Annotated in this window: 18 protein-coding genes; 5 read left to right on the forward strand and 13 right to left on the reverse strand. The window is 65.8% G+C overall.

The window, feature by feature from the left end:
- Positions 1–152: 152 nt before the first annotated feature.
- On the reverse strand, positions 153–1,844 hold the full coding sequence (locus tag G474_RS0111435) for a PHA/PHB synthase family protein (RefSeq protein ID WP_043464201.1): 1,692 nt from the start codon (positions 1,842–1,844) through the stop codon (positions 153–155).
- A gap of 194 nt (positions 1,845–2,038) precedes the next feature.
- Here G474_RS0111435 and G474_RS0111440 point away from each other — a divergent pair, with 194 nt between their 5' ends.
- Positions 2,039–2,482 carry a universal stress protein gene (locus G474_RS0111440; protein ID WP_026687091.1) on the forward strand — a complete coding sequence of 148 codons (444 nt, stop codon included), beginning with the start codon at positions 2,039–2,041 and terminating at the stop codon, positions 2,480–2,482.
- A 35-nt stretch (positions 2,483–2,517) separates the two neighbouring features.
- On the opposite strand, the gene G474_RS0111445 is transcribed toward G474_RS0111440, so the two are convergent.
- The 9 genes from G474_RS0111445 to G474_RS0111485 all read right to left on the reverse strand — a co-directional run bounded on the left by G474_RS0111445 (position 2,518) and on the right by G474_RS0111485 (position 13,652).
- Positions 2,518–3,660, reverse strand: a complete 1,143-nt coding sequence (locus tag G474_RS0111445; protein ID WP_026687092.1) for an ABC transporter permease — start codon at positions 3,658–3,660, stop codon at positions 2,518–2,520.
- A gap of 2 nt (positions 3,661–3,662) precedes the next feature.
- Positions 3,663–6,413 carry a ribosome-associated ATPase/putative transporter RbbA gene (gene rbbA / locus G474_RS0111450; RefSeq protein WP_026687093.1) on the reverse strand — a complete coding sequence of 917 codons (2,751 nt, stop codon included), beginning with the start codon at positions 6,411–6,413 and terminating at the stop codon, positions 3,663–3,665.
- Positions 6,410–7,384: an HlyD family secretion protein gene (locus G474_RS0111455; protein ID WP_026687094.1), complete on the reverse strand. Its 975-nt coding sequence runs from the start codon at positions 7,382–7,384 to the stop codon at positions 6,410–6,412. Before G474_RS0111455 ends, rbbA begins: the two co-directional genes overlap by 4 nt.
- Positions 7,385–7,419: 35 nt before the next feature.
- The gene (locus G474_RS0111460; RefSeq protein WP_026687095.1) at positions 7,420–7,911 is read right to left on the reverse strand and encodes a hydrogenase maturation protease; all 492 of its coding nucleotides are present in this window, start codon (positions 7,909–7,911) and stop codon (positions 7,420–7,422) included.
- Positions 7,912–7,948: 37 nt separating this feature from the next.
- On the reverse strand, positions 7,949–8,947 hold the full coding sequence (locus G474_RS0111465; RefSeq protein WP_156919247.1) for an OmpA family protein: 999 nt from the start codon (positions 8,945–8,947) through the stop codon (positions 7,949–7,951).
- A 71-nt stretch (positions 8,948–9,018) separates the two neighbouring features.
- Positions 9,019–10,512, reverse strand: a complete 1,494-nt coding sequence (locus tag G474_RS0111470) for a Ni/Fe hydrogenase subunit alpha (protein ID WP_026687097.1) — start codon at positions 10,510–10,512, stop codon at positions 9,019–9,021.
- Positions 10,513–10,522: 10 nt separating this feature from the next.
- Entirely contained in the window at positions 10,523–11,074 is a 552-nt protein-coding gene (locus tag G474_RS0111475; protein ID WP_043464166.1) for an NADH-quinone oxidoreductase subunit B family protein, read from the reverse strand.
- Between the two features lie 2 nt (positions 11,075–11,076).
- Complete coding sequence (locus G474_RS0111480) at positions 11,077–11,784, reverse strand: 2Fe-2S iron-sulfur cluster-binding protein (RefSeq protein WP_026687099.1); 708 nt, start codon at positions 11,782–11,784, stop codon at positions 11,077–11,079.
- A complete protein-coding gene (locus G474_RS0111485) occupies positions 11,781–13,652 on the reverse strand; it encodes an NAD(P)H-dependent oxidoreductase subunit E (RefSeq protein WP_026687100.1) in 1,872 nt (623 codons plus the stop codon). The genes G474_RS0111480 and G474_RS0111485 overlap by 4 nt, the downstream gene beginning before the upstream one ends.
- A gap of 233 nt (positions 13,653–13,885) precedes the next feature.
- Here G474_RS0111485 and fabI point away from each other — a divergent pair, with 233 nt between their 5' ends.
- The 4 genes from fabI (at position 13,886) to G474_RS0111505 (ending at position 17,974) form a co-directional block, all read left to right on the forward strand.
- Positions 13,886–14,650, forward strand: a complete 765-nt coding sequence (fabI, locus tag G474_RS0111490; RefSeq protein ID WP_026687101.1) for an enoyl-ACP reductase FabI — start codon at positions 13,886–13,888, stop codon at positions 14,648–14,650.
- 24 nt (positions 14,651–14,674) lie between these two features.
- Positions 14,675–16,090, forward strand: coding sequence for a bifunctional enoyl-CoA hydratase/phosphate acetyltransferase (locus G474_RS0111495; protein WP_026687102.1), 1,416 nt, complete (start codon positions 14,675–14,677; stop codon positions 16,088–16,090).
- Between the two features lie 3 nt (positions 16,091–16,093).
- Positions 16,094–17,278, forward strand: a complete 1,185-nt coding sequence (locus tag G474_RS0111500; protein WP_026687103.1) for an acetate/propionate family kinase — start codon at positions 16,094–16,096, stop codon at positions 17,276–17,278.
- A 102-nt stretch (positions 17,279–17,380) separates the two neighbouring features.
- The gene (locus tag G474_RS0111505; protein ID WP_026687104.1) at positions 17,381–17,974 is read left to right on the forward strand and encodes a mechanosensitive ion channel family protein; all 594 of its coding nucleotides are present in this window, start codon (positions 17,381–17,383) and stop codon (positions 17,972–17,974) included.
- Here the strand turns inward: G474_RS0111505 and G474_RS0111510 are convergent.
- The 3 genes from G474_RS0111510 to G474_RS0111520 form a co-directional block, all read right to left on the reverse strand.
- Positions 17,962–19,281 (reverse strand): hypothetical protein, encoded by a 1,320-nt coding sequence (locus G474_RS0111510; protein WP_026687105.1) that lies wholly within the window; start codon positions 19,279–19,281, stop codon positions 17,962–17,964. The genes G474_RS0111505 and G474_RS0111510 overlap by 13 nt on opposite strands.
- 3 nt (positions 19,282–19,284) lie before the next feature.
- Entirely contained in the window at positions 19,285–20,628 is a 1,344-nt protein-coding gene (locus G474_RS0111515) for a diguanylate cyclase (RefSeq protein WP_026687106.1), read from the reverse strand.
- A 288-nt stretch (positions 20,629–20,916) separates the two neighbouring features.
- Positions 20,917–22,554 carry an electron transfer flavoprotein-ubiquinone oxidoreductase gene (locus G474_RS0111520; protein WP_026687107.1) on the reverse strand — a complete coding sequence of 546 codons (1,638 nt, stop codon included), beginning with the start codon at positions 22,552–22,554 and terminating at the stop codon, positions 20,917–20,919.
- Positions 22,555–22,558: the final 4 nt, after the last annotated feature.

Raw genomic sequence — 22,558 nt, forward strand, 5'->3', positions numbered from 1 at the left:
TAGCAGAAAATCCGGTGCATCGTTTGACCTAAGTCGACTTTGCCCGGAAAGCCGGAAAAAAGCGTTGGAAACAGGCCGAAAGCCCCTGGCCGGAGGCCTGGAAAACGGCTTGGGGCGGTGCCCCAGGCCGGCACCGCCCGAGCTGGAAAGCACTACTTTTCCAGTACGTAGGTGCCCGGGGCGTCCGCCAGGGCCGGATACTTGCGGGTTGAGACCGGCAAGGCGTCGATAAGTTCGTCCCCCCGGGATCTGAGCCAGCGGGTCCAGTCCTCCCACCAGGTGCCGGGCTGCTGCCGGCTGCGCCGTTGCCAGTCCTCGTAGTGCTCGTTGGGCAGCGGCTCTCCGGCCCAGTAGGCCCGCTTGGGCGGATGGACCGGAGGATTGACGATCCCCAGGATGTGCCCGGAAGTAGACAGCACGAAGCGCACGGGAGCTTCCACGTTCAGGTACTTGCGGATCCGGTAACACTGGTTCCAGGGGGCGATGTGGTCATCTTCCGCCGTCACCGCGTACAGAGGCTGGGTGATGCGGCGCAGGTCTATGGGCTCACCGGCCACAGTGAGCTTGTCCCGCTTGATCAGGTTATTGTTCAGGTACATCTCGCGCAGGTAGTAGCTGTGCATCGCATAGGGCATGCGCGTGGTATCCATGTTCCAGAACAGCACGTCGAAGGGCGGCAGGGACTCCCCGTAGAGGTAGCTGTGCACCCAGTAGTGCCAGACCAGGCTGTTGGAGCGCAGCATGCGGAAGGCCGAGGCCATCTCGCTGCCATCCAGGTAGCCCTTCTTGGCCATGGATTCTTCCAGGGCGCGGATGCTGGCCTCGTCGATGAAGACGTCGATATCCCCGGGGTGGGAGAAATCCGTGAGGGTGGTAAACAGGGTCCAGTCGGCCACCGGCACCTTGTCGGCACCGAAATGGCGGTTGGCCCAGGCCATGTAGGTAGACACCATGGTACCGCCGATGCAGTAACCGGCCAGATGTATCCGGGGTACCTGACAGAAGTCCCGCACCGCTTCCACCGCCTCATGGACCCCTTCGCGCAGATAATCGTCGAAGGTGATGCTGGACATGTCCGCCGTGGGATTTTTCCAGCTGGTGATGAACACTGAAAAACCCTGATCCACCAGGTACTTGACCATGCTCTTCTTGGGGTTCAGGTCGAGGATGTAGAACTTGTTGATCCAGGGCGTGACGATCAGCAGCGGGGTCCCGTGCACCTTTTCCGTCGTCGGCGTGTAATGGATGATTTCCAGCAGACGGTTGCGGAAGATCACCTTCCCCGGCGTGGTGGCCAGGTCCTGGCCCACCTGGAAGGCCTGCTCCTCCACCATCAGGATGTTGCGCGCCTGGGCGTCCCGGAGAAAATTGCGAAAACCGTTGGCCAGGCTCTCCCCGTGGCTTTCCACATACTTTTTCAGGGCGACCGGATTGGCCCAGAAGAAATTGGTGGGGGCCACCGCGTTCAGCCACTTGCGCAGCCAGAAGGCAGCCCGGCGCCGCTCCTTGTCGGACAGGCCGGGGGTCTCGAAATACATGTCCTGGAGCCGGTGGGTGAAGGCCAGGTACCACTCCTTGATGATGTCCCAGGTGGGAGAGTGCTCCCAGACCGGATCGGCAAAACGGGCATCGTCGGCGTGGGGCTCGATCACATCCGTGGAGGGCAGGCCGAAGGCCCGGCGCATCACGTGGGCCTGCAGGGCCACCAGGTCGCCGGACAGGGAGGACATGGCCCGCACCATTTCCTGGGGATGCATGAGCCAGGCCATCTGGGCATTGAGCATGGAAGTGGTGACCCCGAACGGGTCCAGATGCTTGCTCAGGTTATCGCTCAACATTTCCATGGGGCTGGCCGCTGCCAGGTCGAAACCCTTGTGATCTTTGGAAGAAGGGGCGTTGGCTGTCATCTGAAAAACTCCTGAGTTGAAGCGGTTTTATACCACAGGCGCCGAGACCGCATCCGGCTTGATTTCCTGCCCGTCTGGGGTAGGATGAACCCGTCGAATTTCACTACAACAGGATCATAGGAGTAGCAGTCATGTTCAAGCACATTCTGGTCCCCACGGATGGTTCCCAGCTCTCCCAGGACACCGTCAGCCGCGCCGTAATCTTCGCCAAGGAAGCCGGCGCCCGGATCACCGCCTTCTTCGCCAAGCCCGAATACCCGGTCACCTATTTCGGCGAGGGCGCCCTGATCGACCCCACCACCCCCGAAAAATTCGCCGACATGGCCGACCAGCAAGCCAAGGAAGTCCTGGCCTTCGTCCAGGAAGCCTGCGCCGCCGCTGGCGTCGAATGCCAGACCGTGAGCGCCACCAGCGACATTCCTTACGAAGCCATCATCGAAGCTGCCGAAAAGGCCGGCTGCGACCTGATCTTCATGGCCTCCCACGGTCGCAAGGGCATCAGCGGCCTGCTCCTGGGCAGCGAGACCAACAAGGTCCTGACCCACTCCAAGATTCCCGTCCTGGTCTATCGCTGACCTGCCCCGCCGGGCAGCCCCGCTGCCCGGTCGCACTACCCCTGGGTCTGGGCCACCGCGCGGCGGAAACGGTACAGGGCCAGGGCAAAGAACACCGCCCCCACCCCTCCCATGGCAAGAAAATCCCCCCACACCTGGAGCGCCCCGGCGCCCCGGTAAAGGATTGCCTGGGCCAGGCGCACGAAATAGGTGGTGGGCGTCAGCAGCATCAGCTGCTGCACCAGCTCCGGCATGCTCTCCCGGGGCGTCACCCCGCCGGAAAGCATCTGCAGGGGGATGATGGTGAGGATGATCAGCAGCCCCAGCTGAGGCATGGAGCGGGCCACCGTCCCCAGGAAAATGCCGATGGAGGCCGCCGCGAACAGGTAAACCGCCGCCGCCCCCAGAAACAAGGGCACGGAGCCGGCGATGGGCACCTTGAGCAGGTACTGGATCACCACCGTCAGAGCGAAGCCCGCCCCCAGCAGCACCGCCACCCCGTTGGCCCAGATCTTGGCCAACATGATCTCCAGGGGTTTCAGGGGCATCACCAGCAGATGCTCCAGGGTGCCGTGCTCCCGCTCCCGGATGAAGGCCGCCCCCACCAGGATGATGGTGAGCATGGTCAGGTTGTTGATCACCTCCATCACCCCGCCAAACCAGAACCCCTTGAGATTGGGATTGAAGCGCACCCGGGTCACCAGCTGCACCGGGCTCTCGGCCGTTCCCTCCCGGTGCCCGGTGAGGAAGGCGTTGATTTCCCCCTGGACGATCTGGCTGATGTAGCTGCTGCCGATGAAGGCCTGGCTCATGACTGTGGCGTCCACATTGAGCTGCAGTTCCGGCTGCCGTCCCGAGGCCAGGTCCCGCTGGAACCCGGCGGGAATGATCAGCACGAAGGAGTAGCGCCCCTTGTCCATGCCCGGGTCCACCTGGGCCAGGCTGATGAACTCGGGCTGCTGGAAGTAAGGCGGATAGAGGGCCTGGGCAAAGCTTCGGGAAAGGGGGGAATCGTCCTCGTCCACAATCGCCACCGCCGCATTGTTGAGCTCCTGGGAAACCCCGGTAGCCGCCTCGTAGATGGCGCCGGAGAAGGCCCAGAGCATCAGGGCCAGGAGCACCTTGTCCGCCGCCAGGGAGCGCAGCTCCTTCAGACCCAGCCGGTAGATGTTGATGAGGGAACCGCGCCAGCCATCCATGTTCAGTCCTCCTGCTTCTTCAGGAGCGCCGCGCACAGGCCCCAGAGCACCGGGGTGAACAGGGCCAGGGCCAGCAGCTGGCCGGCCAGGTCCCGGAACTCCAGGGCCTTGGTGAATACGCCCCGGCTGATGACCAGGAAATAGCTGGCCGGATAGAACTGCCCGACCCAGTAACCGAAGCCCTCCAGGGCACTCACCGGCGTGGTCAGGCCGGAAAATTGCACGGTGGGCAGCATGGTCAGGATGGCGGTGCCGAACAGGGCGGCGATCTGGGTGCGGGTGAAGGTGGACATCAAAAGGCCCAGGCCGGTGGTGGCCAGCACGTACAGGAGGGCCCCCAGGGCCAGGGTGGGGAAACTGCCCTTCAGGGGTACGCCGAACACCCACACCACCTGCAGCACCAGCAGGAAGAAGCTGGCCAGGGACAGGAGCACATAGGGCAGCTGCTTGCCCAGCAGGAATTCCAGGCGGGTCACCGGGGTCACGTAGAGATTGGTGATGGAGCCCAGCTCCTTCTCCCGCACCACGCCCAGGGCGGTGAGGATGGCGGGGATGAACACCAGCAGCAGGGGAATCACCGCCGGCACCATGGCGTAGATGCTCTTGAAATCCTGGTTGTAGCGGTAACGGGATTCCAGGGTGGCCGCTCCGGCCGGAAGCTCGCCGGTCCGCATCAGGCTCAGGTCCTCCAGATACTGCTGGTGCATACCCTGGACGTAGCCCCGGATGGTCTCACCCCGATAAGGCATGGCGCCATCGACCCAGACGCCCACCTCGGGCCGGCGCCCGGAGCGCAGGTCCCGGCCAAAGCCCGGGGGAATCTCCAGGGCCAGGGACAGCTCCCCCTTCTTCATGCGCCGGTCCATCTCCGCCGTGCTCGCCAGGGGCGGCCGTTCGATGAAGTAGCGGGAGCCGGAAATGTTCTGCACATAGGCCCGGCTTTCGGGGCTGTCGTCCCGGTCCAGCACCGCAAAACGCAGGCCCTCCACGTCCATGGAAATGCCGTAGCCCAGCACGAACATCAGCACCACCGAGCCCAGCAGGGCGAAGGCCAAACGGATCGGGTCCCGGTACAGCTCCAGCCCCTCCCGGTAGGCGTAGCCCAGCAGCCGCCCCAGAGAAAACCCCCGGGTGCCAGGACCGGGGGTTGCCCTGGAAGCTGGCTGCTGCTGGGCGGACGGAGCCGCCTCCCCCGCCGGGACCGGGCTGCCGCTCTGGGCCAGGGCTTCTTCCAGGTAGGCAATGAAGGCGGTTTCCAGGTCGCCGCCGCCCCGGGCCTCGGCCAGGGCCCGGGGCTTGTCGCTGGCCAGCACCCGCCCGGCGTGCATCAGGGAAATCCGGTCGCAGCGCAGGGCTTCGTTCATGAAGTGGGTGGAAATGAAGATGGTCACCCCCTGCTCCCGGGAAAGCTGTACCAGCAGGGCCCAGAACTGGTCCCGGGCCACCGGGTCCACCCCGGAAGTGGGTTCATCCAGGATCAGCAGCCGGGGCTCATGCACCACGGCCACGGCCAGGGAAAGGCGCTGGCGGATGCCCAGGGGCAGGCGTTCCGCTGCCACATTCTGGTATTCCTCCAGGCCGAACTGCTGCATCAGCCGGGCAATGCGGGCCTGGCGCCGAGCCTCGGGCAGGTGGAACAGGCGGGCGTGCAGGTCCAGGTTCTGCAGCACGCTCAACTCCCCGTACAGGGAAAAGGACTGGGACATGTAGCCCACCTGGCGCCGGGTTTCCAGGTCCCGGGCATCCACGACCCGGCCGAACAGGCGGGCCTGCCCGGCGCTGGGGGGCAGCAGGCCCGTGAGCATCTTCATGGTGGTGGTCTTGCCGCAGCCGTTGGAGCCCAGGAAACCGAAGATTTCCCCCCGGCCGATGCGGAAGCTGACCTGATCCACGGCGGTGAAATCCCCGAAGCGCTGGGTCAGGCCCTCGGCCACGATGGCCCAGTCCCCGTCGCCATCGGGAGCCAGGGGCGGGATCACCAGGGGCGCGTGGCCGTCCCGGCGGGCATCCGGCAACAGGCGGATGAAAGCCTCCTCCAGGCTGGCCGCCCCGGTGCGGGCCCGCAGGTCTGCAGGAGTACCGGTGCCCAGCACCTTGCCGGCATCCATGGCCACCAGCCAGTCGAAGGCATCCGCCTCCTCCATGTAGGCGGTGGCGACCAGAACGCTCATGCCCGGCCGGCGCTGGCGCAGGTCATTGACCAGGGCCCAGAACTGGCGCCGGGAAAGGGGATCGACCCCGGTGGTGGGCTCATCCAGGATGAGCAGGTCGGGATCGTGGATCAGGGCACAGCAGAGGCCCAGCTTCTGCTTCATGCCGCCGGAGAGCTTGGCGGCGGGACGGTCCCGGAAGGGGGACAGGCCGGTGCCCAGGAGCAGTTCATCGATGCGCTGCAGCCGTTCCCGCCGCCCCAGACCAAACAGGCGGCCGAAGAAATCCACGTTCTCGAACACCGACAGGGTGGGATAGAGATTGCGCCCCAGACCCTGGGGCATGTAGGCGATGCGGGGCTGCAGCCCGGCCCGCTGGCCGGGATCGGCCATGTCGCCCCCCAGTACTTCCACCCTGCCCTGCTGCAGCCGCCGGGCGCCGGACACCAGGGCCAGGAGAGAGGATTTCCCCACGCCGTCCGGCCCCACCAGGCCCACCATGCAGCCGCCGGGCAGGTCCAGGCTCACCCCGTCCAGGGCGGCCACCGGGCCGTAGCACTGACGGACCTCCTGCAGACGGGCCACCGGCAGGGCGGTGTTCATGGGCTCTGGTGCAGCTGCAGGAACTCAGGCCAGGGCTGTTGCGGCTCCAGGCTCACATAGGCCATCCCGGGCACACCACTGTTGAGGCGGGCCTGGTTAGCCGCCAGCCAGTCCCCATCGACCCGCAGCTTGACCCGGAACATCAGTTTCTCCCGCTCGCTGCGGGTCTCCACCTCCCGGGGGGTGAACTGGGCCCGGGGCGCCACGAAACTGACCTGGGCCGGGATCACCTCGTCCGGCCAGGCATCCAGCAGGATGCGCGCCGGCGCCCCGGGGGCGATGCGCCCCGCCTCGGCCGTGGGCAGGAAAACGGTCATGTAGAAATCGCTGGTATCGAGCAGGGTCAGGGCCTTGCCCCCCGCCCCCAGGACCTCCCCGGGCTCCGCCAGCCGGTAGAGCACCCGGCCGTCAATGGGGGACTTGAGGGTGCTGTCCAGCAAGGTGGCGCGCAGGCTTTCCACCTGGGCCTCGGCGGCGGCAACGCTGGCTTCCGCCTCGGCCACCCGGGTGCGGGCCGCGGCCAGGCCGGCCTCGGCGCTTTGCACACTGGCCCGGTCCTGGTCCAGACGCTGACTGGAGATGAAGCCCTTGTCCACCAGTTGCCGGGTCCGGGCCAGAACCTTGGCGGCCAGACCCGCATCGGCAGCCGCCTGCCGGACCCCGGCCTGGGCCTCCCGGGCCCCTTCCCGGGCCTGGCGCACCTGGGCTTCCAGGGCCTTGAGGCGGGCTGCCAGGTCTTCTGCATCCAGGATGGCCACCACCTGCCCCGCCGTCACCCGGTCCCCTTCCCTCGGAGTCAGGGTCAGAAGGCGCCCGGTGCTCTTGCTGGAGACATCAACCTCCGTGGCTTCCAGGCGGCCATTGCCATAGGTGATCCAGGCCGGCAGGGGCTGGGGCCGCAGGGTCCACCAGGCCGCCACCGCTGCCAGGGCTGCCACCAGGGCCCCGCCCAGGATGATTCGCTTTTGCATGACAGGCTCCAGGAAACTACTGACCCAAAAGTCAGTTAGATGCCTGAATTATACGCCCAGGCCTCCGGACAAGCGTCCCGGCACAAGGACTGGAGCCGTTCCCAAGCCTGCTCCAGGTGTTCCAGAGCGGCCGGGCTCAAGGGTTCGCCCAGCTCGAAGGCCTCACCCCGGACGCAGAGCACGAAGGCCGGCGGCGGAGCTGCTCCCTGCAGCTTGCCCTGGACGTGCAGCACCGTGGCGGGCTCCAGGGCATGGGAGGTGTGGGTGAAATCCCCGGCCGCCCGGACCGGGGTGAAACTGTAGGGGGCCGGAGTACCGCTGCCGGCATCGATGAACAGGGCCAGGGATTTGCCTTCCAGGTCCAGGGCATGTTCCACCTGCAGCTGGAAGTCCTCCACCAGCTCGAAACGGGCCCCCTCGGGCTGCAGGGGCAGCCAGTCCCGCAGGCGCTCCATGAGCAGCGGCCCCAGGGCGTCATCACCCCGGCTGGGGTTGCCAATGGCGAAAATCACCACGTCAGGACTCATCTTCCTCCCTCAGGCTCGTGCAAAGCGGTGCAGGCATTTACTGGGGTACCAGTTCCACCCGGCGGTTCTTGGCCCGCCCCTCCTCGGCGCCATTGCTGGCCACGGGGGCCAGATAGCCCACCCCATTGGCCGTCAGACGGCTGGCGGCGATTCCGAAGCTGCCCACCAGGGCCGCCTGCACCGCCTCGGCCCGCCGCCGGGAAAGCCCCATGTTGGATTCCAGCCCACCCACGTTGTCCGTATGGCCCACGATGTGGAGGCGCAGCCCGGGTTCCCCCTTCAGCAGCTTGGCGATTTCTTCCAGGGCCGGCCGGGATTCGGGCTTGATCTCGGCCTTGTTGGTATCGAAGTAGATGCCGTACAAGGCCACCTTGCCATGGGTGGCCATGGCCTTGGACATTTCGTCCGCCTTCACCAGCACCATGTTCTGGGTCATGGCCTTGGGTTCGATGATCTCCACCGCGATGTAGGCCCCCCGCTTGGCCTTGAAGGTGCTGTCGTCCTTGTTCCACTCCACCGCCGTCAGGGCCACGTAAATGCTGCCCTCGGGCTTGTCCAGCCTGGCCGTGGACACCCTCACCCCGCGGCTGTCCGCGGCGTACATCACATAGCGGCTGCGGCTGGTCTTGTATTCCACCGCCCCGAAGGGGGTCAGGTAATTATTCCAGCGGGTGGCGGCAGGGTCCTTGGTGGAGTCGTAGAGAATCTTGAAGCCCCTGGCCTGCAACTCGTTCTGGTAGTTGCGCAGCAGTTCCGTGGCACTGGTGTCCCCGGGGGATTCATACCAGATGGTGGTGCGCGCCCCTTCCAGATGCAGGGGAGGACTGGCGTACTCCCGCTGCTTGGTCTCCAGGTTGTACTGCTGGAATGTGGAGGTCTGGAGATCGAAGGCATCGAAGCGCTTGTAGTCATAGGTCACGATCTCCGACCCGGCAAAACGCTTGATGGCCGGATGGTCCTTGGACCCCGCCAGATCAGCCCCCTGGGCCGCCAGCGAGAGCAGCAGCATGCCCAGGCACAAGCAACGACGCATCATTCATTTACTCCCTTGCAAGAAACTTCATCTGCCAGCCGGTATGGCCAACACCAACATGCTCACCGGCGGGCTCACCCCAGGCTGGCGCACAAGGCCCCGTCCCCCTGTTTGGCGAGCCGGTCCAGCAGCCCGCCCCCGGCATCGAGTAGCTCCACCTCCAGGGGCATCTTGCCCAGGGCGTGGGTGGCGCAGGAGAGGCAGGGATCGAAAGCCCTGATCGCCACTTCGATGTGGTTCAACAGCCCTTCGGTCACTTCCCGCCCGTGCAGGTAACGCCGGGCCACCTGGCGCACCGCCTCGTTCATGGCCTGGTTGTTGTTGGTGGTGGAAACGATCAGGTTGCACATGGTGATGAGATCGTTCTCGTCCACCTGGTAATGGTGGAACAGGGTGCCCCGGGGTGCCTCGATCACCCCCACCCCTTCCTGCTGGCGCTGTCCTTCGGCCATCAGCTCGGTGCCCATGATGTCGTCGTCGTGGAGCAGGTCCTTGATCACCTCGGCCGCATGCAGCACCTCGATCATGCGGGTCCAGTGGTAGGCCAGGGGCGCATGCATGGGCGTGCCGCCGGCATAGTCCACGAATTCCCGGCGCTCGGCCTCGGCCAGCGGGGTGGGAATCTGGTTACAGTTCTGCACCCGGGCCAGGGGGCCCACCTTGTACCAGCCCTGCTCCTTGCCCAGGGACTTGATGAAGGGGAACTTCATGTAGCTCCAGGACTTGACCTCCTCTTCCAGGATGCTGTCGTAGCCCTGGTAGTCGGCGCCGTCGAGAATCAGGCCACCGTTTTCGTCCTTGGCGCGCAGGGTGCCGTGGTAGAAGTCCAGGTCGCCGTTGTGGCCGACGATGGAGAGCATGTTGGAACGGAAGGTGCCGAAGCTGTTGTACAGGGCCGGATCGCTGGTGTGCAGGTCCCGGGCCAGGTGCACCGCGTCCCGGCTCCAGGCCACGATCTGATAGATGTCCTTCAGGAGCTCGTCCCGCTCCGCCCGGCTCAGGGACTTGTTCACCCCGCCGGGCACGGCCCCGGTGCCATGCACCCGCTTGCCGGCGGTGAGACGGATCACCTCCTGACCGAACTTCCGCAGCAGCACGCCCTTCCTGGCCGTGTCCGGATGCTTCTCGGCAACGCCGACGATGTTGCGCTTGGAGACCTCGGAATCGAAACCGAACAGCAGGTCAGGGGAGGACAGGTGGAAGAAATGCAGGGCATGGGACTGGAGCATCTGGCCGTAGTGCATCAGGCGGCGCATCTTCTCCGCCGTGGGGGTCAGCTGCCGCACGCCCAGGACCCGGTCCAGGGCCTTGGCCGCGGCCAGGTGGTGGGAGACCGGGCAGATGCCGCACAGGCGCTGCACCATCACCGGCACCTCCCAGTAGGGCCGCCCCTGGATGAAGCGTTCAAAGCCCCGGAACTCGACGATGTGCAGGCGCACTTGGTGCACCTTGTTCTGCTCGTCCAGGAGGATGGTCACCTTGCCGTGGCCCTCCACCCGGGACACGGGATCAATGGCCACCCGGCGCAGCTTTTCCGGATTCTCGGCGGTTTCTAGCGGAAAACTCATGCTCACCCTCTCAATCGTAGTGAATCAGGCCGTGGCCCAGGCTGGGATTACGGCCGGACAGCAGGTCGGTCAGCACCTTCCAGATGGCGTCGCCGGAAGGGGGGCAGCCGGGGATGAAGATATCCACCTTGACCACCTCGTGGATCGGATGCACCTGGTTCAGGGGCAGGGGCAGCTCCGGATCATTGGGAATCATGCCATTGCCCAGCCCCGGACTGGACAGGTACACCTCCGAGAGGATGTCCGTGAGCGGCAGGTGATTGCGCTGGGCCGGCAGGCCCCCATTCACGGCGCAGGCCCCCAGGGCAATCAGAATCTTGCACTGGCGGCGGAATTCCAGCAGCACATGGACATTCTCCGCGTTGCACAACCCCCCTTCGATGATGCCGATGTCGCACTCCCCGACTTCCTTGATGTCGGTCAGGGGGGAACGGTCGAATTCCACCAGCTGCACCAGATCGAAAAGGCGCTCATCGATGTCCAGGAAGGACATGTGGCAGCCGAAGCAGCCGGCCAGGGAAGTGGTGGCCACCTTCAGTTTCTTCTTTTCCAGGACTTCCATCTTCAGCACTCCTCGGCCAGGGGCAGGTGCCCGGAAATGGGCGCCTCGTCATAGGTCCGCTGGCCGATGGGCACGGCAAACCCCTTGCGCTTCCTCAGGATCACCCCCACCGGACAGACCTGCACGGCCTTGTCTTCCAGGGCCACGTTGGTATCGGCCAGCCGCCCCGAGGCAGCATTGACGATCAGGTGGGAGTCGATGCCCCGCTCGGCCAGGGCGAACACGCTCTTGCCATCCACATCGCGGCTGGCCCGGACGCAGAGGGAACAGAGGATGCAGCGGTTGAAATCCAGCAGCAGTTCCGGATGGGAGGCATCCACGGGCCGGTCCGGAAAGAAGTGATCGAAATGGGGCGACATCATGCCCAGCTCGTAGGCCGTGGCCTGGAGCTGGCAGTCGCCGCTCTTCTCGCAGGAAGGGCAGAAATGGTTGCCTTCCACGAACAGCATCTGCACCAGGGTGCGCCGCTCCCCGTTCAACTCCTCCGTATTGCTCTGCACCTCCAGGCCAGGGGCTGCCTTGTAGGTGCACGAGGCCGTATGCCGGCCATTGACCTTGACGGTGCACAGCTTGCAGGAGCCGTGGGGCTTGAACTCCGGGTGGTAGCACAGGTGGGGGATGAAGACGCCGGCCGCCAGGGCGGCCTGGATGATGGTCTGGCCCGGCTCGAAGGGAATCTCGCGACCGTCCAGGATGAAAGTCTGGGTCATTGCTTGTCTCCGTGTTCAGCGCCGAAATGGGCCAGTTCGTCATCCCGCCCGGTCATCTGCCGGGCCTGGGACAGGGCCTGGTCCAGATCGAAGGCCGGGGTGAATTGCTGATGCAGCAGCCGGCTGTCGTAGGCCGGCCGGAACTTCTCTATGGTGTCCAGCACCGGGTTGCAGGCCGAGTGGCCCAGACCGCAGTGGCTCATGGCCTGGAGGATGTGGTTCAGCTTCTCGATCTCCTCGAAATCGTAGGGCGAGCCCTGGCCGTTGTGGAGCTTGTCCATCAGGTTCCGGAGCAGCGAGGTGCCGACCCGGCAGGGGGTACAGAAACCACAGCTCTCATGGGCGAAGAAATGCACGAAGTTGCGCGCCACCTGGAACATGTCCCGGGTCTTGTCGAACACCATGAAGGCCCCGGCCGTGGGGATGTCCTCGAAACAGATCTTGCGGTCGAACTCGTGGGCGGCAATGGTGAAGCCCGAGGGCCCGCTCACCTGCACCGCCTGGGTATCCTTGGCGCCGCAGGCCTCCAGCACCTCGGCGACGCTGACCCCGAAGGGAAATTCGTAGAGGCCGGGCCGTTCGCAGTCGCCGGAAACGGAAAGGATCTTGCTGCCCGCCGAGTGGGAGGTGCCGATGTTCTTGTACCACTCGCCCCCGTTCAGGGCGATCAGGGCGGCCGCGGCAAAGGTCTCCACGTTGTTGACGATGGTGGGCTGGTCCAGGTAGCCATGGGTGACCGGGAAAGGCGGCCGGTTGCGGGGGGTGCCCCGCTTGCCTTCCAGGGATTCGATCAGGGCCGACTCCTCGCCGCAGACGTAGGCGCCGAAACCCACATGGATCTTGATGTCGAAATCAGCCCCGGGAATGCCGATGATGCTGTGCCCCAGGAGGTTGTCGCGCCGGCGCCGGGCCAGCACTCCTTCCAGATGCTCCAGCAGGTAGCGGTACTCGCCGCGCAGGTAGAGGAAACCCCGGCGGGCGCCCACGGCGTAGGCCGCCAGGGTCATGCCCTCGAACACCATGTCGGCATGGGAGGTGAGCAGCACCCGGTCCTTGAAGGTGCCGGGCTCCCCTTCGTCGGCATTGCAGACCACGATGCGGTCCTGGCCGTCGGCCAGGGGGGCGTTGCGGCAGGCTTCCCACTTCAGCCCCGTGGTGAACCCGGCGCCGCCCCGGCCGCGCAGGTTGGCGTGCTTGATCTCGTCGAGCATGGTGGCCGGTCCCACCAGCCCCCGGGGCAGGCCTTCCCGCCAGGAGCGGGTGTTGGAAGCCTGAATCCCGTCGGTTTCCACCCGGGCATGCAGGGCCCGCAGGCCGGAACCCGGCTCGAAATCGCTGCCCAGGAGGATGTCGCGCCTATGCACGTTGTCCTCCACCTGGAACCACTCCCCGGGCCATTCCGCCAGAGGCACCTGGGCCCGCACCCGCTCGGCGATGGCGTCGATGCGCGCCTCATCCACCCGGGTGATGGCCCGGCCATTGACCAGCAGGGCCGGACCCTGGTCGCACATGCCGGTGCAGGAAGTGGTGGTGACGCTCACCAGCCCATCTTCGGAGAGCTTGCCCGGCTCCACCCAGAGCAGGTTGCAGAGCCGTTCCATCAGGGCCTGGCTGCCGCCCATCCGGTCGATGATGTTGTCGGAGAACAGGATCCGGTAGCGCCCCACCGGCTGCAGGTGCAGGAAGGAATAGAAACTGGCCGCCCCCTCGATCTTGGCCCGGGGCACGGCCAGGGCCGTCTCCAGGGCGGCCACCGTGGCCGGGGTGATCCAGCCCTCCTCTTCCTGAACCTCGCGCAGAATCTGCAGCAGATTATGGGGACTGCCATCGTACTTGCACAGTATGCTCTCCAGCGAACCTGAACTCATCGTGTCTCCTTCCCTCAAGCCGGGTTGATGAGGCAAGCATAGCCATGTTCCATGCCATTTTCCTGACCTGGATCAAACCCTTCCGGGTCATAATTCATTCATATGCATACGCAAAAAGTCCTATAAGCTAGCAAGCAAGCGGGAGCAGCACCCGTAGCAGAGAACATTTTGCTGCAGCGCAAAAAAATCTATACTGTCACTCAATTCATTCAAAACAAGGGAGTCACTCCATCATGTTCAATCTGCACGGTAAAAAAGGCCTGGTCGTCGGCGTCGCCAACAATCACAGCATCGCCTACGGCTGCGCCAAGGCCTTCGACCTCTGTGGCGCCGATCTGGCCATCACCTACATGAACGCCAAGTCCGAAACCTACGTGCGTCCCCTGGCAGAAATCCTCGGTGCCGACATCATCGCCCCCCTGGATGTGGAACAGCCCGAGCAGCTCGAAGCCCTGTTCAAGCTGATCGAGGAAAAATGGGGCAAGCTGGACTTCCTGGTGCACTCCATTGCCTTCGCCCCCAAGGATGACCTGCACGGCCGGGTCACCGACTCCAGCCGCGAAGGCTTCATGCGCGCCATGGACATCTCCTGCCACTCCTTCGTGCGCATGGCTAAGCTGGCCGAACCCCTGATGAAGGACGGCGGCTGCCTGCTGACCATGAGCTACATGGGCGCCGACGAAGTGATCGAGAACTACGGCATAATGGGCCCGGTCAAGGCGGCGCTCCAGTCCGTATCCCGCTACCTGGCCGCGGAACTGGGCCCCAAGGGCATCCGGGTGCATGCCATTTCCCCGGGCCCCCTGCAGACCCGGGCCGCTTCCGGCATCAAGGAATTCGACAAGCTGATGGAAAACGCCATCGAGCGTGCTCCCCTGCACACCCTGGTCTCCATCGAGGACATCGGCGCCCTGTCCGCCTACCTGGTCAGTGACGTGGCCAAGAGCCTCACCGGCGGCACCATCCACATCGACGGTGGCTACCACATCGTCGGTTAATCCAGACTTTCAGGGAGAGTTTCCATGCATATAGCCCAACAAGAACGCATGATCGTCAATCGCACCTTTGACGAGATCCAGGTTGGCGACAGTTCCTCGCTGACCCGCACCCTCCAGGCCGAGGACATCAAGCTGTTCGCCATCATGAGCGGCGACGTGAACCCGGCCGTGGTGGACCCGGAATTCGCCCACAGCGGCATCTTCCGGGAAGTGGTGGCCCACGGCATGTGGAGCGGCTCCCTGATTTCCACGGTGCTGGGCACCCAGTTCCCCGGCCCCGGCACCATCCTGATCGACCAGTCCCTGCACTTCGCCCGCCCGGTGCGGGTGGGCGACACCATCACCATCACGGTGACAGCCAAGCAGAAGTTCGACCACAACAAGCACCTGATCCTGGACTGCACCTGCGTGAACCAGGACAACCTGCCGGTGGTGCATGGCACCGCCGAGGTGCTGGCCCCCACCGAAAAGGTGGAACGCCGGGCCATGCACATGCCCGACGTGACCCTGGACACCAAGGAAGAACGCTACAAGCGCCTGATCGGCCGGGCCAAGGGCCTGGAGCCGATTCCCGTGGCCGTGGCCCACCCCTGCGACAAGGAATCCCTGAAGGGCCCCGTGATGGCGGCCCAGGAAGGGCTGATCGAGCCCATCCTGGTGGGTCCCGAGTCCAAGATCCGCTCCGTGGCCGAGGAGTTCGGCATCGACTTGCACGGCATCCGCATCGTCGATACCAAGCACAGCCACGAATCCGCCGCCCTGGCCGTGACCCTGGTGCGCACCGGCGACGCGGAAGCCCTGATGAAGGGCAGCCTGCACACGGACGAACTGATGGGCGAAGTGGTGTCCCGCGCCAACGGCCTGCGCACAGCCCGGCGCATCAGCCACGTGTTCCTGATGGACGTGCCCACCTACCACCGGCCCCTGCTGATCACCGACGCGGCGATCAACATCGCGCCGACCCTGGAAGAGAAGGTGGACATCATCCAGAACGCCATCGACCTGGCCCACGTGATGGGTATTCCCGAACCCAAGGTGGCCATTCTCTCCGCCGTGGAAACCGTCAATCCCAAGATCGAATCCACCCTCCATGCCGCCGCCCTGTGCAAGATGGCGGACCGGGGTCAGATCAAGGGTGGCGTCCTGGACGGCCCCCTGGCCTTCGACAACGCCGTCTCCATCGAGGCCGCCATCACCAAGGGCATCCGCTCCTCGGTGGCCGGCCATGCGGAAATCCTGGTGGTGCCCGACCTGGAGTCCGGCAACATGGTGGCCAAGCAGCTCGAATACCTGGCCAACGCCCTGACCGCCGGGGTGGTGCTGGGTGCCAAGGTGCCCATCATCCTCACCTCCCGGGCCGATACTGCCGAAACCCGCACCGCCTCCTGCGCCGTGGCCGCCCTGATCGCCCACGCCAACCGCAAGAAAGGCGGGGCCTGAACCATGAACAACCAGGCCATCCTGACCATCAACGCGGGCTCGTCCTCGATCAAGTTCGCCATCTTCTCCCTCACTCACCCCCTCTCGGACACGGCCCTGGTGTCGGGCCAGATCGACGGCATCGGCACCGCCGAAGCCAAGCTGGTGGCCAAGGACCATGCCCAGATCAAGGTGGCCGATGACCGCCTGCCCCTGGATAACCCCAACCACCAGCAGGCCTTCGACTACCTGTTCAAGTGGTATGCGGACCACAGCGCCGGCCGGGAAATCATCGCCGTGGGCCACCGGGTGGTGCACGGCGGGCAACGCTACGCCAAGCCCATCCGCCTGGACCAGGGCACCCAGGAACAGCTGGCGGCCCTGACCCCCCTGGCCCCCCTGCACCAGCCCCACAACCTGGCCGGCGTGCACGCCATCCAGACCCTGATGCCGGAAGTGCCCCAGGTGGCCTGCTTCGACACCGCCTTCCACCGGCACCAGCCGGACGTGGCCCAGGTCTTCGGCCTACCCCGTCACATCACCGCCGAAGGGGTGCGCCGCTATGGCTTCCACGGCCTCTCCTACGAGTACATCGCCCGGGTCCTGCCCCAGCATTCACCCCGGGCCGAAGGCCGGGTGGTGATCTGCCACCTAGGCAACGGCTCGAGCATGGCCGCCATGGTGAACAGGAAGGGCGTCGCCTCCACCATGGGCTTCACCGCCGTGGATGGCCTGATGATGGGCACCCGTACCGGCAACCTGGACCCGGGCGTGATCCTCTACCTGATGGAAAACAAGGGCATGGGGGTGAAGGAGCTGACCAAGCTGCTCTACAAGGAATCGGGCCTGCTGGGCGTCTCCGGCATCAGCCAGGACATGCGCACCCTGCTCGCTTCCGACAAGCCCGAGGCCAACGAGGCGGTGGATCTCTACTGCTACCGCATCGCCCGGGAACTGGGTTCCCTGTCTGCCGCTGCTGGCGGGCTGGATGCCCTGGTGTTTACCGGCGGCATCGGCGAACACGCCGCCGAAGTACGGCGCCGGGTAGCCCTCCAGGCCGGCTGGCTGGGCGTCAAGCTGTCGCCGGAGGCCAATGCCCGCCACGACATCCGCATCAGCGCCCCGGACAGCACCGTGGACGTGCTGGTGATCCCCACCAACGAGGAATGGATGATCGCCCACCACACCCAGACCCTGCTCAACCTCTGAGCCCCGGGCTTCCGGCCCCCGGAAGCCCGCCCCGGTCCGCCCTGCCCCCAGTGGCAGACGGCTCCGGGGTGGCTCGGCCCCTCCTCGACGACCGGACACCCCATGCGCGAATTTCTGCCTGACTGGGCCCATCCCTGGCTGGACCTGATCACCCTGGGCCTGCAGACCGTCCTCATCCTGCTCGCGGCCACCCTGCTGCGCACCCTGGTGCATCGCTTCATCCGCAGCCTCTGCCAGCGCCACGGCCTGCCCCTGGAGCTCCTGGTGGGCGGCTGCCGCACCAGCACCTTCCTGATTTTCGGCGGCGCCCTGCTGCTGATCCTGGACCGGGCCGGGGTTTCGGGCACCGTGCTGTGGACCGCCTTCACCAGCTTCGCCACGGTGGCCGCGGTGGCCTTTTTCGCCGCCTGGAGCGTGCTCTCCAACATCTTCTGTTCGGTGCTGATCTACACCGTCCGGCCCTTCCGCCTCCATGACCGGGTGGAAATCCTGGAAAGCGGCGACAAGCCCGGCCTGGGCGGCCAGGTGGTGGACATCAACCTGATCTACACCACCTTGCAGGAAGACCACGGGGAAAAAGGCAGCAGCCAGCTGCAGGTGCCCAACAGCCTGTTCTTCCAGCGCAGCGTGCGGCGCTGGCAGGAAGCGCCGGCCGCCCCGGGCGGCAACGACGAGGCTGCGGCTCAGAAATCGTAGCGTAGGGACAGGGCGGCGAACTCGTTGTCGTAGCGGGATTTTCCCGAGTTCCGGGCCTCCAGCTGCAGCCGGGCGCTCAGCTCCGGCGTCAGACGGGCCCGCCAGAGCAGGCCATGGACGCGGATGGCCCCGCCCGGAAGCAGGGCCGCATCGGGATCGATGCGGGAGAAGCTCCACAGCAGGCTGTGCCCCTGCAGGCCGTAGGGCCCCAGGTCCAGCCCCAGGGTCAGGCGGGAAAGACGGCTGCGGGCGATGGGCGTGGCCTTGTCCTGCTCCGCGTACAGATAGGGCATGGACACGAATTCCGGGTAGCCGCCCCAGTTGCCGTAGGCCGTCACCGTGCGGCCGTCGCCGCCAAAGCGGTTGTGGGCCAGGCTGAGGCGCAGGCCCCAGGGCTGGTGCTCATAGCTCCCCTTGAGCCCCCAGAGCCCGTAATCGGCACTGAGCCCCAGGCGCGCCAGATAATCCCGGAAGCCCCCCACCGCCCGCACCTGGTAGGCCTGGGCCTCCAGCACCAGGGCAGCGCCCCCCTCCAGGCCGTGACGCAGACGGCCATCCCCATAGAGCGTATTCAAGGTATCGCGCCCAAAACTGTTCCAGAGCTGCAGCCGGTAATCCCCCCGCTCATGGACCAGGCCCGCCAGCCAGGCGCCCCGGTGCCCCACCACCCGGGACAGGTCCAGGGTTTCCCCGTGGCTGCCGTCCACCCGCCCGGCCCCATCCAGCATCAGGGAGGTGTAGGCCTGCTGGGACATGCTGCGGAACTCGGAAAAGCTCACCAGGCCGTCCAGGCCCGACATGCGCGTCAGGTAGGCCAGGGTCAGGCGGGTGTCGGCCCCGGCCGGCAGGCTCAGGGTGGCCGCCTCGAACAGGTTGGGGATGATGCGGTAGTCGTAGCTGTTGACCAGGGGGGAGAGGATCTCCTGGCGCCCCAGGACCAGCCGCGCCTCCCCCTGGCGATAGATCAGCTGGGCCTCGCCCCAGAGCTGGTAGGGCCGCTTGTCCAGGTCGAACATATAGGCATCGGTGCGGCGCGGATCGTGGCTGCGCAGCCCCAGGTCGGAGGTGGCATACCAGGCCCCCAGGAGGCTGAAGCCCTGGAACTCGCCGGTGGCGACCCCCAGCTTGCCGCCCACCCCCAGGGTGCTCTGGTTGGGACGCCCGCCCTTCTTGTCATCGGCCACGTACATGGCCTTGGCGTAGCCGAACACCCGGCTTTCCCCCAGGGCATCGCTCCAGTTTTCTGCGGCCCGGAGCCCCGGGGCAAGCCCGGCCAGCACCAGTCCCAGCAGCGCCCAGGGGGCCATGAGCTAACTCCCCTCGACCCGGTTGCGGCCCTGGTGCTTGGCCGTGTACAGGGCCGCGTCGGCCCGGGCCACCAGGTCCCGGGCCTGATCCCCGGCCCGGTAGGCGCTGACACCAAAACTCGCCGTCCTGGGGCCCACCACCGGGAAGGCGCATTCCTGCAGCAGCAGGCGCAGCTTTTCCGCCAGGCTCAGGGCCCCGTCCAGGGCCGTGTGGGGGCAGATCACCATGAATTCCTCACCGCCCCAACGCCCCACCACATCGGTTTCCCGGGTGTTGTCCTGGAGCAGGCGGGCCAGATGGATCAGCACCTGGTCCCCCAACTGGTGGCCATAGTCGTCATTGACCCCCTTGAAATGGTCCAGGTCCAGGATGATCAGGCTGAAGGGCTGGTCGAAACGCAGGGCCCGCTGCACCTCACCCTCCAGGGCCTCATCCAGCTTCAGGCGGTTGTAGAGGCCGGTGAGCCGGTCAGTGACGGACAGGCGCGCCAGTTCCCGGTTCAGGCGGCGCAGCTTGCGGTTCCAGTAATAGACCAGCGCCAGCACCAGCAGGGCGCCGCCCAGGACCTGCCATACCAGCCGGTAGTCGATGCCCCGCTGCACCTGGACCACCACGTGGCGGCTGGCGATCTCGTCCCGTTCTGCCTGGGTCAGGGTGGCCACGCCCTTGTCGAGGATGGAGCGCAGCAGGGGCTCTTCCTTCAGCACGCCGATGCGCAGCTGGTTGGTGTACTCGGGAATCTGGCCGGCGATCTTGAGGTTGAACAGCCCCTCCTTCCGGATGGCGTAGGCCGCCACGATCAGGGAGCGCACGGTCATGTCCGCCTCGCGCCGGGACACCAGGGCCACCGATTCCTCCTCACTGGCGGTGGGCAGCACCTGCAGCTCGGGGTAATCCCGGCGCACCCGCTCCGCCACCATGGTGCCCCGGGGCAGGGCCACCCGCTGGCCCCGGAGGCGGCTCAGGTCCGGGATGAAGTCGTGCTCCTCCCGGGTGATGATCACGTTGGGATCGGAAAAGATGGGTTGGGTAAAGTCGAGCCAGGCATCCCGCTCCGGGGTCTGGTTGAGGAAACTCATGATCTGGCAGCGCCCGGCCCGGGACGCCGCCAGGCTTTCCTCCCAGTTATGGACGGGATAGAGCTCCAGGCGCAGCCCCACCCGAGCCGCCACCAGCTGCACCAGATCGGCGGCGATCCCCTCGTGGCGCCCTTCCTGATTGATGCGCTCGAAGGGCACCCAGTCGGGATCGACGCACATCCTGACGCTGCCCAGCCGGGCCAGGTAGGCCTGTTCCTCCGGGCTCAGCACCACTGCCGGGGCAGCCAGGAGCGGGCGGCCCGGCAAGCAGCACAGAAACCCCAGAAGGAGAAAAAACGGCCAGAAGCCAGGAAAACTCCGCATCGACTCGATATTCAAGAAAAGATCAGCCACGCCACGCCGGCACAGCAGGAAGCAGCGGGCCAGCCCCGATGCACGAAGGGAGTGGCGCCCGGCAAAAACACCCGGCAGGTTATACATCATCCCGGCCCGCTTCAACCGCCCCCGCTCGGACGCGCAAAAAAAAGGGGCCCGAAGGCCCCTGAAGAAGGGTAGACCACTACAGCCACCCTTACCGCAGATGGTTGATGCAAATCACATGTTCGGATAGTTGGGCCCGCCGCCCCCTTCGGGCACCGTCCAGTGGATGTTCTGGGTCGGGTCCTTGATGTCGCAGGTCTTGCAGTGCAGGCAGTTCTGGGCGTTGATCTGGAGCCGGGGCTGGCCCTCCTCCTCGCCCAGGATTTCATAGACGCCGGCCGGACAGTAGCGGATCTCCGGTGCCCCGTAACGGGCCAGGTTCACCCGGATGGGCACAGCCTCATCCCGCAGCTGCAGGTGGCAGCGCTGGTTTTCCTCATGGTTGGTACTGGAGAGGAACACCGAGGACAGGCGGTCGAAGGTGAGTACCCCGTCGGGCTTGGGATAGGCAATGGGCGCGTGCCGGGATTTCTCTTCCAGGGCCGCGTGATCGGCGTGATGGCTGAGGGTCCAGGGGGCCTTGCCGCGGAACAGGTAGGTATCCACGGCCGCCAGGGCCAGGCCGGGCCAGAGGCCCCACTTGAAACCCGGGCGGATGTTGCGCACCGCGTGGAGCTCCTGCCAGAGCCAGGAGGCCTTGAGTTTTTCCGGATAGGCGCTGACCTCGGTCCCCGCCCCTTCCCGGCCCAGGTGCTCGAACACCGCCTCGGCCGCCAGCATGCCGGACTTCATGGCCGTGTGGCTGCCCTTGATCTTGGGCACGTTGAGGAAACCGGCGGTATCCCCCACCAGCAGGCCGCCCGGGAAGGTCAGCTTGGGCAGGGACTGGAAGCCCCCTTCCGACAGGGCCCGGGCCCCGTAGGCGATGCGCCGGCCACCGGCGAAGGTGTCGCGCACGGAGGGGTGGGTCTTGAAGCGCTGGAATTCCTCGAAGGGAGACAGCCAGGGATTCTTGTAGTCGAGGCCGATCACGAAGCCCACCACCACCTGGTTGTTTTCCAGGTGATAGAGGAAGGAGCCGCCATAGGTGTCGGTGCTCAGGGGCCAGCCTATGCTGTGCACGATCTTGCCGGGCTGATGCCGGGCCGGGTCCACTTCCCACAGCTCCTTGATGCCGATGCCGTAGGTCTGGGGCTGGGCGTCCTTTCTCAGCTCGAAACGCTCGAACAGGTCCTGGGTCAGGGAACCCCGGCAGCCTTCCGAGAAAATGGTCTGGCGGGCGTGCAGCTCCATGCCCGGCTGGTAGTTGCCGGTGGGCTGGCCATCCTTGCCCACCCCCATGTCGCCGGTGGCCACGCCCTTGACGCTGCCATCCTCGTGGTAGAGCACCTCAGCGGCGGCAAAGCCCGGGTAGATTTCCACCCCCAGTCCCTCGGCCTGCTCCGCCAGCCAGCGGCACAGGTTGCCCAGGCTGATGATGTAGTTGCCGTGGTTGTGCATCTGGGGCGGGGTCGGCAGCTGGTGGGCGCCGGTCTCGGTGAGGAACAGGAACTGGTCGTCCGTGGCCGGGGTGTGCAGGGGCGCCCCCAGGGCCTTCCAGTCGGGCAGCAGCTCGTCCAGGGCCCGGGGCTCGAAACAGGCGCCGGAGAGGATGTGGGCGCCCACCTCGGAACCCTTTTCCAGGACGCAGACGGATAGTTCCCGCCCCTGCTCCGCCGCCAGCTGCTTGAGACGGATGGCAGCGGCGAGGCCGGCCGGGCCGGCCCCCACCACCACCACGTCGTATTCCATGAACTCCCGTTCGGTACTCATCATG

The sequence above is a fragment of the Azovibrio restrictus DSM 23866 genome (genome assembly GCF_000429665.1).
GTDB lineage: Bacteria > Pseudomonadota > Gammaproteobacteria > Burkholderiales > Rhodocyclaceae > Azovibrio > Azovibrio restrictus.

Excerpts from the sequence above, each read along its gene's own strand:
- G474_RS0111435 (WP_043464201.1), bottom strand. The coding sequence starts at position 1,844 with ATGGAAATGTTGAGCGATAACCTGAGCAAGCATCTGGACCCGTTCGGG.
- G474_RS0111440 (WP_026687091.1), top strand. The coding sequence starts at position 2,039 with ATGTTCAAGCACATTCTGGTCCCCACGGATGGTTCCCAGCTCTCCCAG.
- G474_RS0111445 (WP_026687092.1), bottom strand. The coding sequence starts at position 3,660 with ATGGATGGCTGGCGCGGTTCCCTCATCAACATCTACCGGCTGGGTCTG.
- rbbA (WP_026687093.1), bottom strand. The coding sequence starts at position 6,413 with ATGAACACCGCCCTGCCGGTGGCCCGTCTGCAGGAGGTCCGTCAGTGC.
- G474_RS0111455 (WP_026687094.1), bottom strand. The coding sequence starts at position 7,384 with ATGCAAAAGCGAATCATCCTGGGCGGGGCCCTGGTGGCAGCCCTGGCA.
- G474_RS0111460 (WP_026687095.1), bottom strand. The coding sequence starts at position 7,911 with ATGAGTCCTGACGTGGTGATTTTCGCCATTGGCAACCCCAGCCGGGGT.
- G474_RS0111465 (WP_156919247.1), bottom strand. The coding sequence starts at position 8,947 with ATGATGCGTCGTTGCTTGTGCCTGGGCATGCTGCTGCTCTCGCTGGCG.
- G474_RS0111470 (WP_026687097.1), bottom strand. The coding sequence starts at position 10,512 with ATGAGTTTTCCGCTAGAAACCGCCGAGAATCCGGAAAAGCTGCGCCGG.
- G474_RS0111475 (WP_043464166.1), bottom strand. The coding sequence starts at position 11,074 with ATGGAAGTCCTGGAAAAGAAGAAACTGAAGGTGGCCACCACTTCCCTG.
- G474_RS0111480 (WP_026687099.1), bottom strand. The coding sequence starts at position 11,784 with ATGACCCAGACTTTCATCCTGGACGGTCGCGAGATTCCCTTCGAGCCG.
- G474_RS0111485 (WP_026687100.1), bottom strand. The coding sequence starts at position 13,652 with ATGAGTTCAGGTTCGCTGGAGAGCATACTGTGCAAGTACGATGGCAGT.
- fabI (WP_026687101.1), top strand. The coding sequence starts at position 13,886 with ATGTTCAATCTGCACGGTAAAAAAGGCCTGGTCGTCGGCGTCGCCAAC.
- G474_RS0111495 (WP_026687102.1), top strand. The coding sequence starts at position 14,675 with ATGCATATAGCCCAACAAGAACGCATGATCGTCAATCGCACCTTTGAC.
- G474_RS0111500 (WP_026687103.1), top strand. The coding sequence starts at position 16,094 with ATGAACAACCAGGCCATCCTGACCATCAACGCGGGCTCGTCCTCGATC.
- G474_RS0111505 (WP_026687104.1), top strand. The coding sequence starts at position 17,381 with ATGCGCGAATTTCTGCCTGACTGGGCCCATCCCTGGCTGGACCTGATC.
- G474_RS0111510 (WP_026687105.1), bottom strand. The coding sequence starts at position 19,281 with ATGGCCCCCTGGGCGCTGCTGGGACTGGTGCTGGCCGGGCTTGCCCCG.
- G474_RS0111520 (WP_026687107.1), bottom strand. The coding sequence starts at position 22,554 with ATGAGTACCGAACGGGAGTTCATGGAATACGACGTGGTGGTGGTGGGG.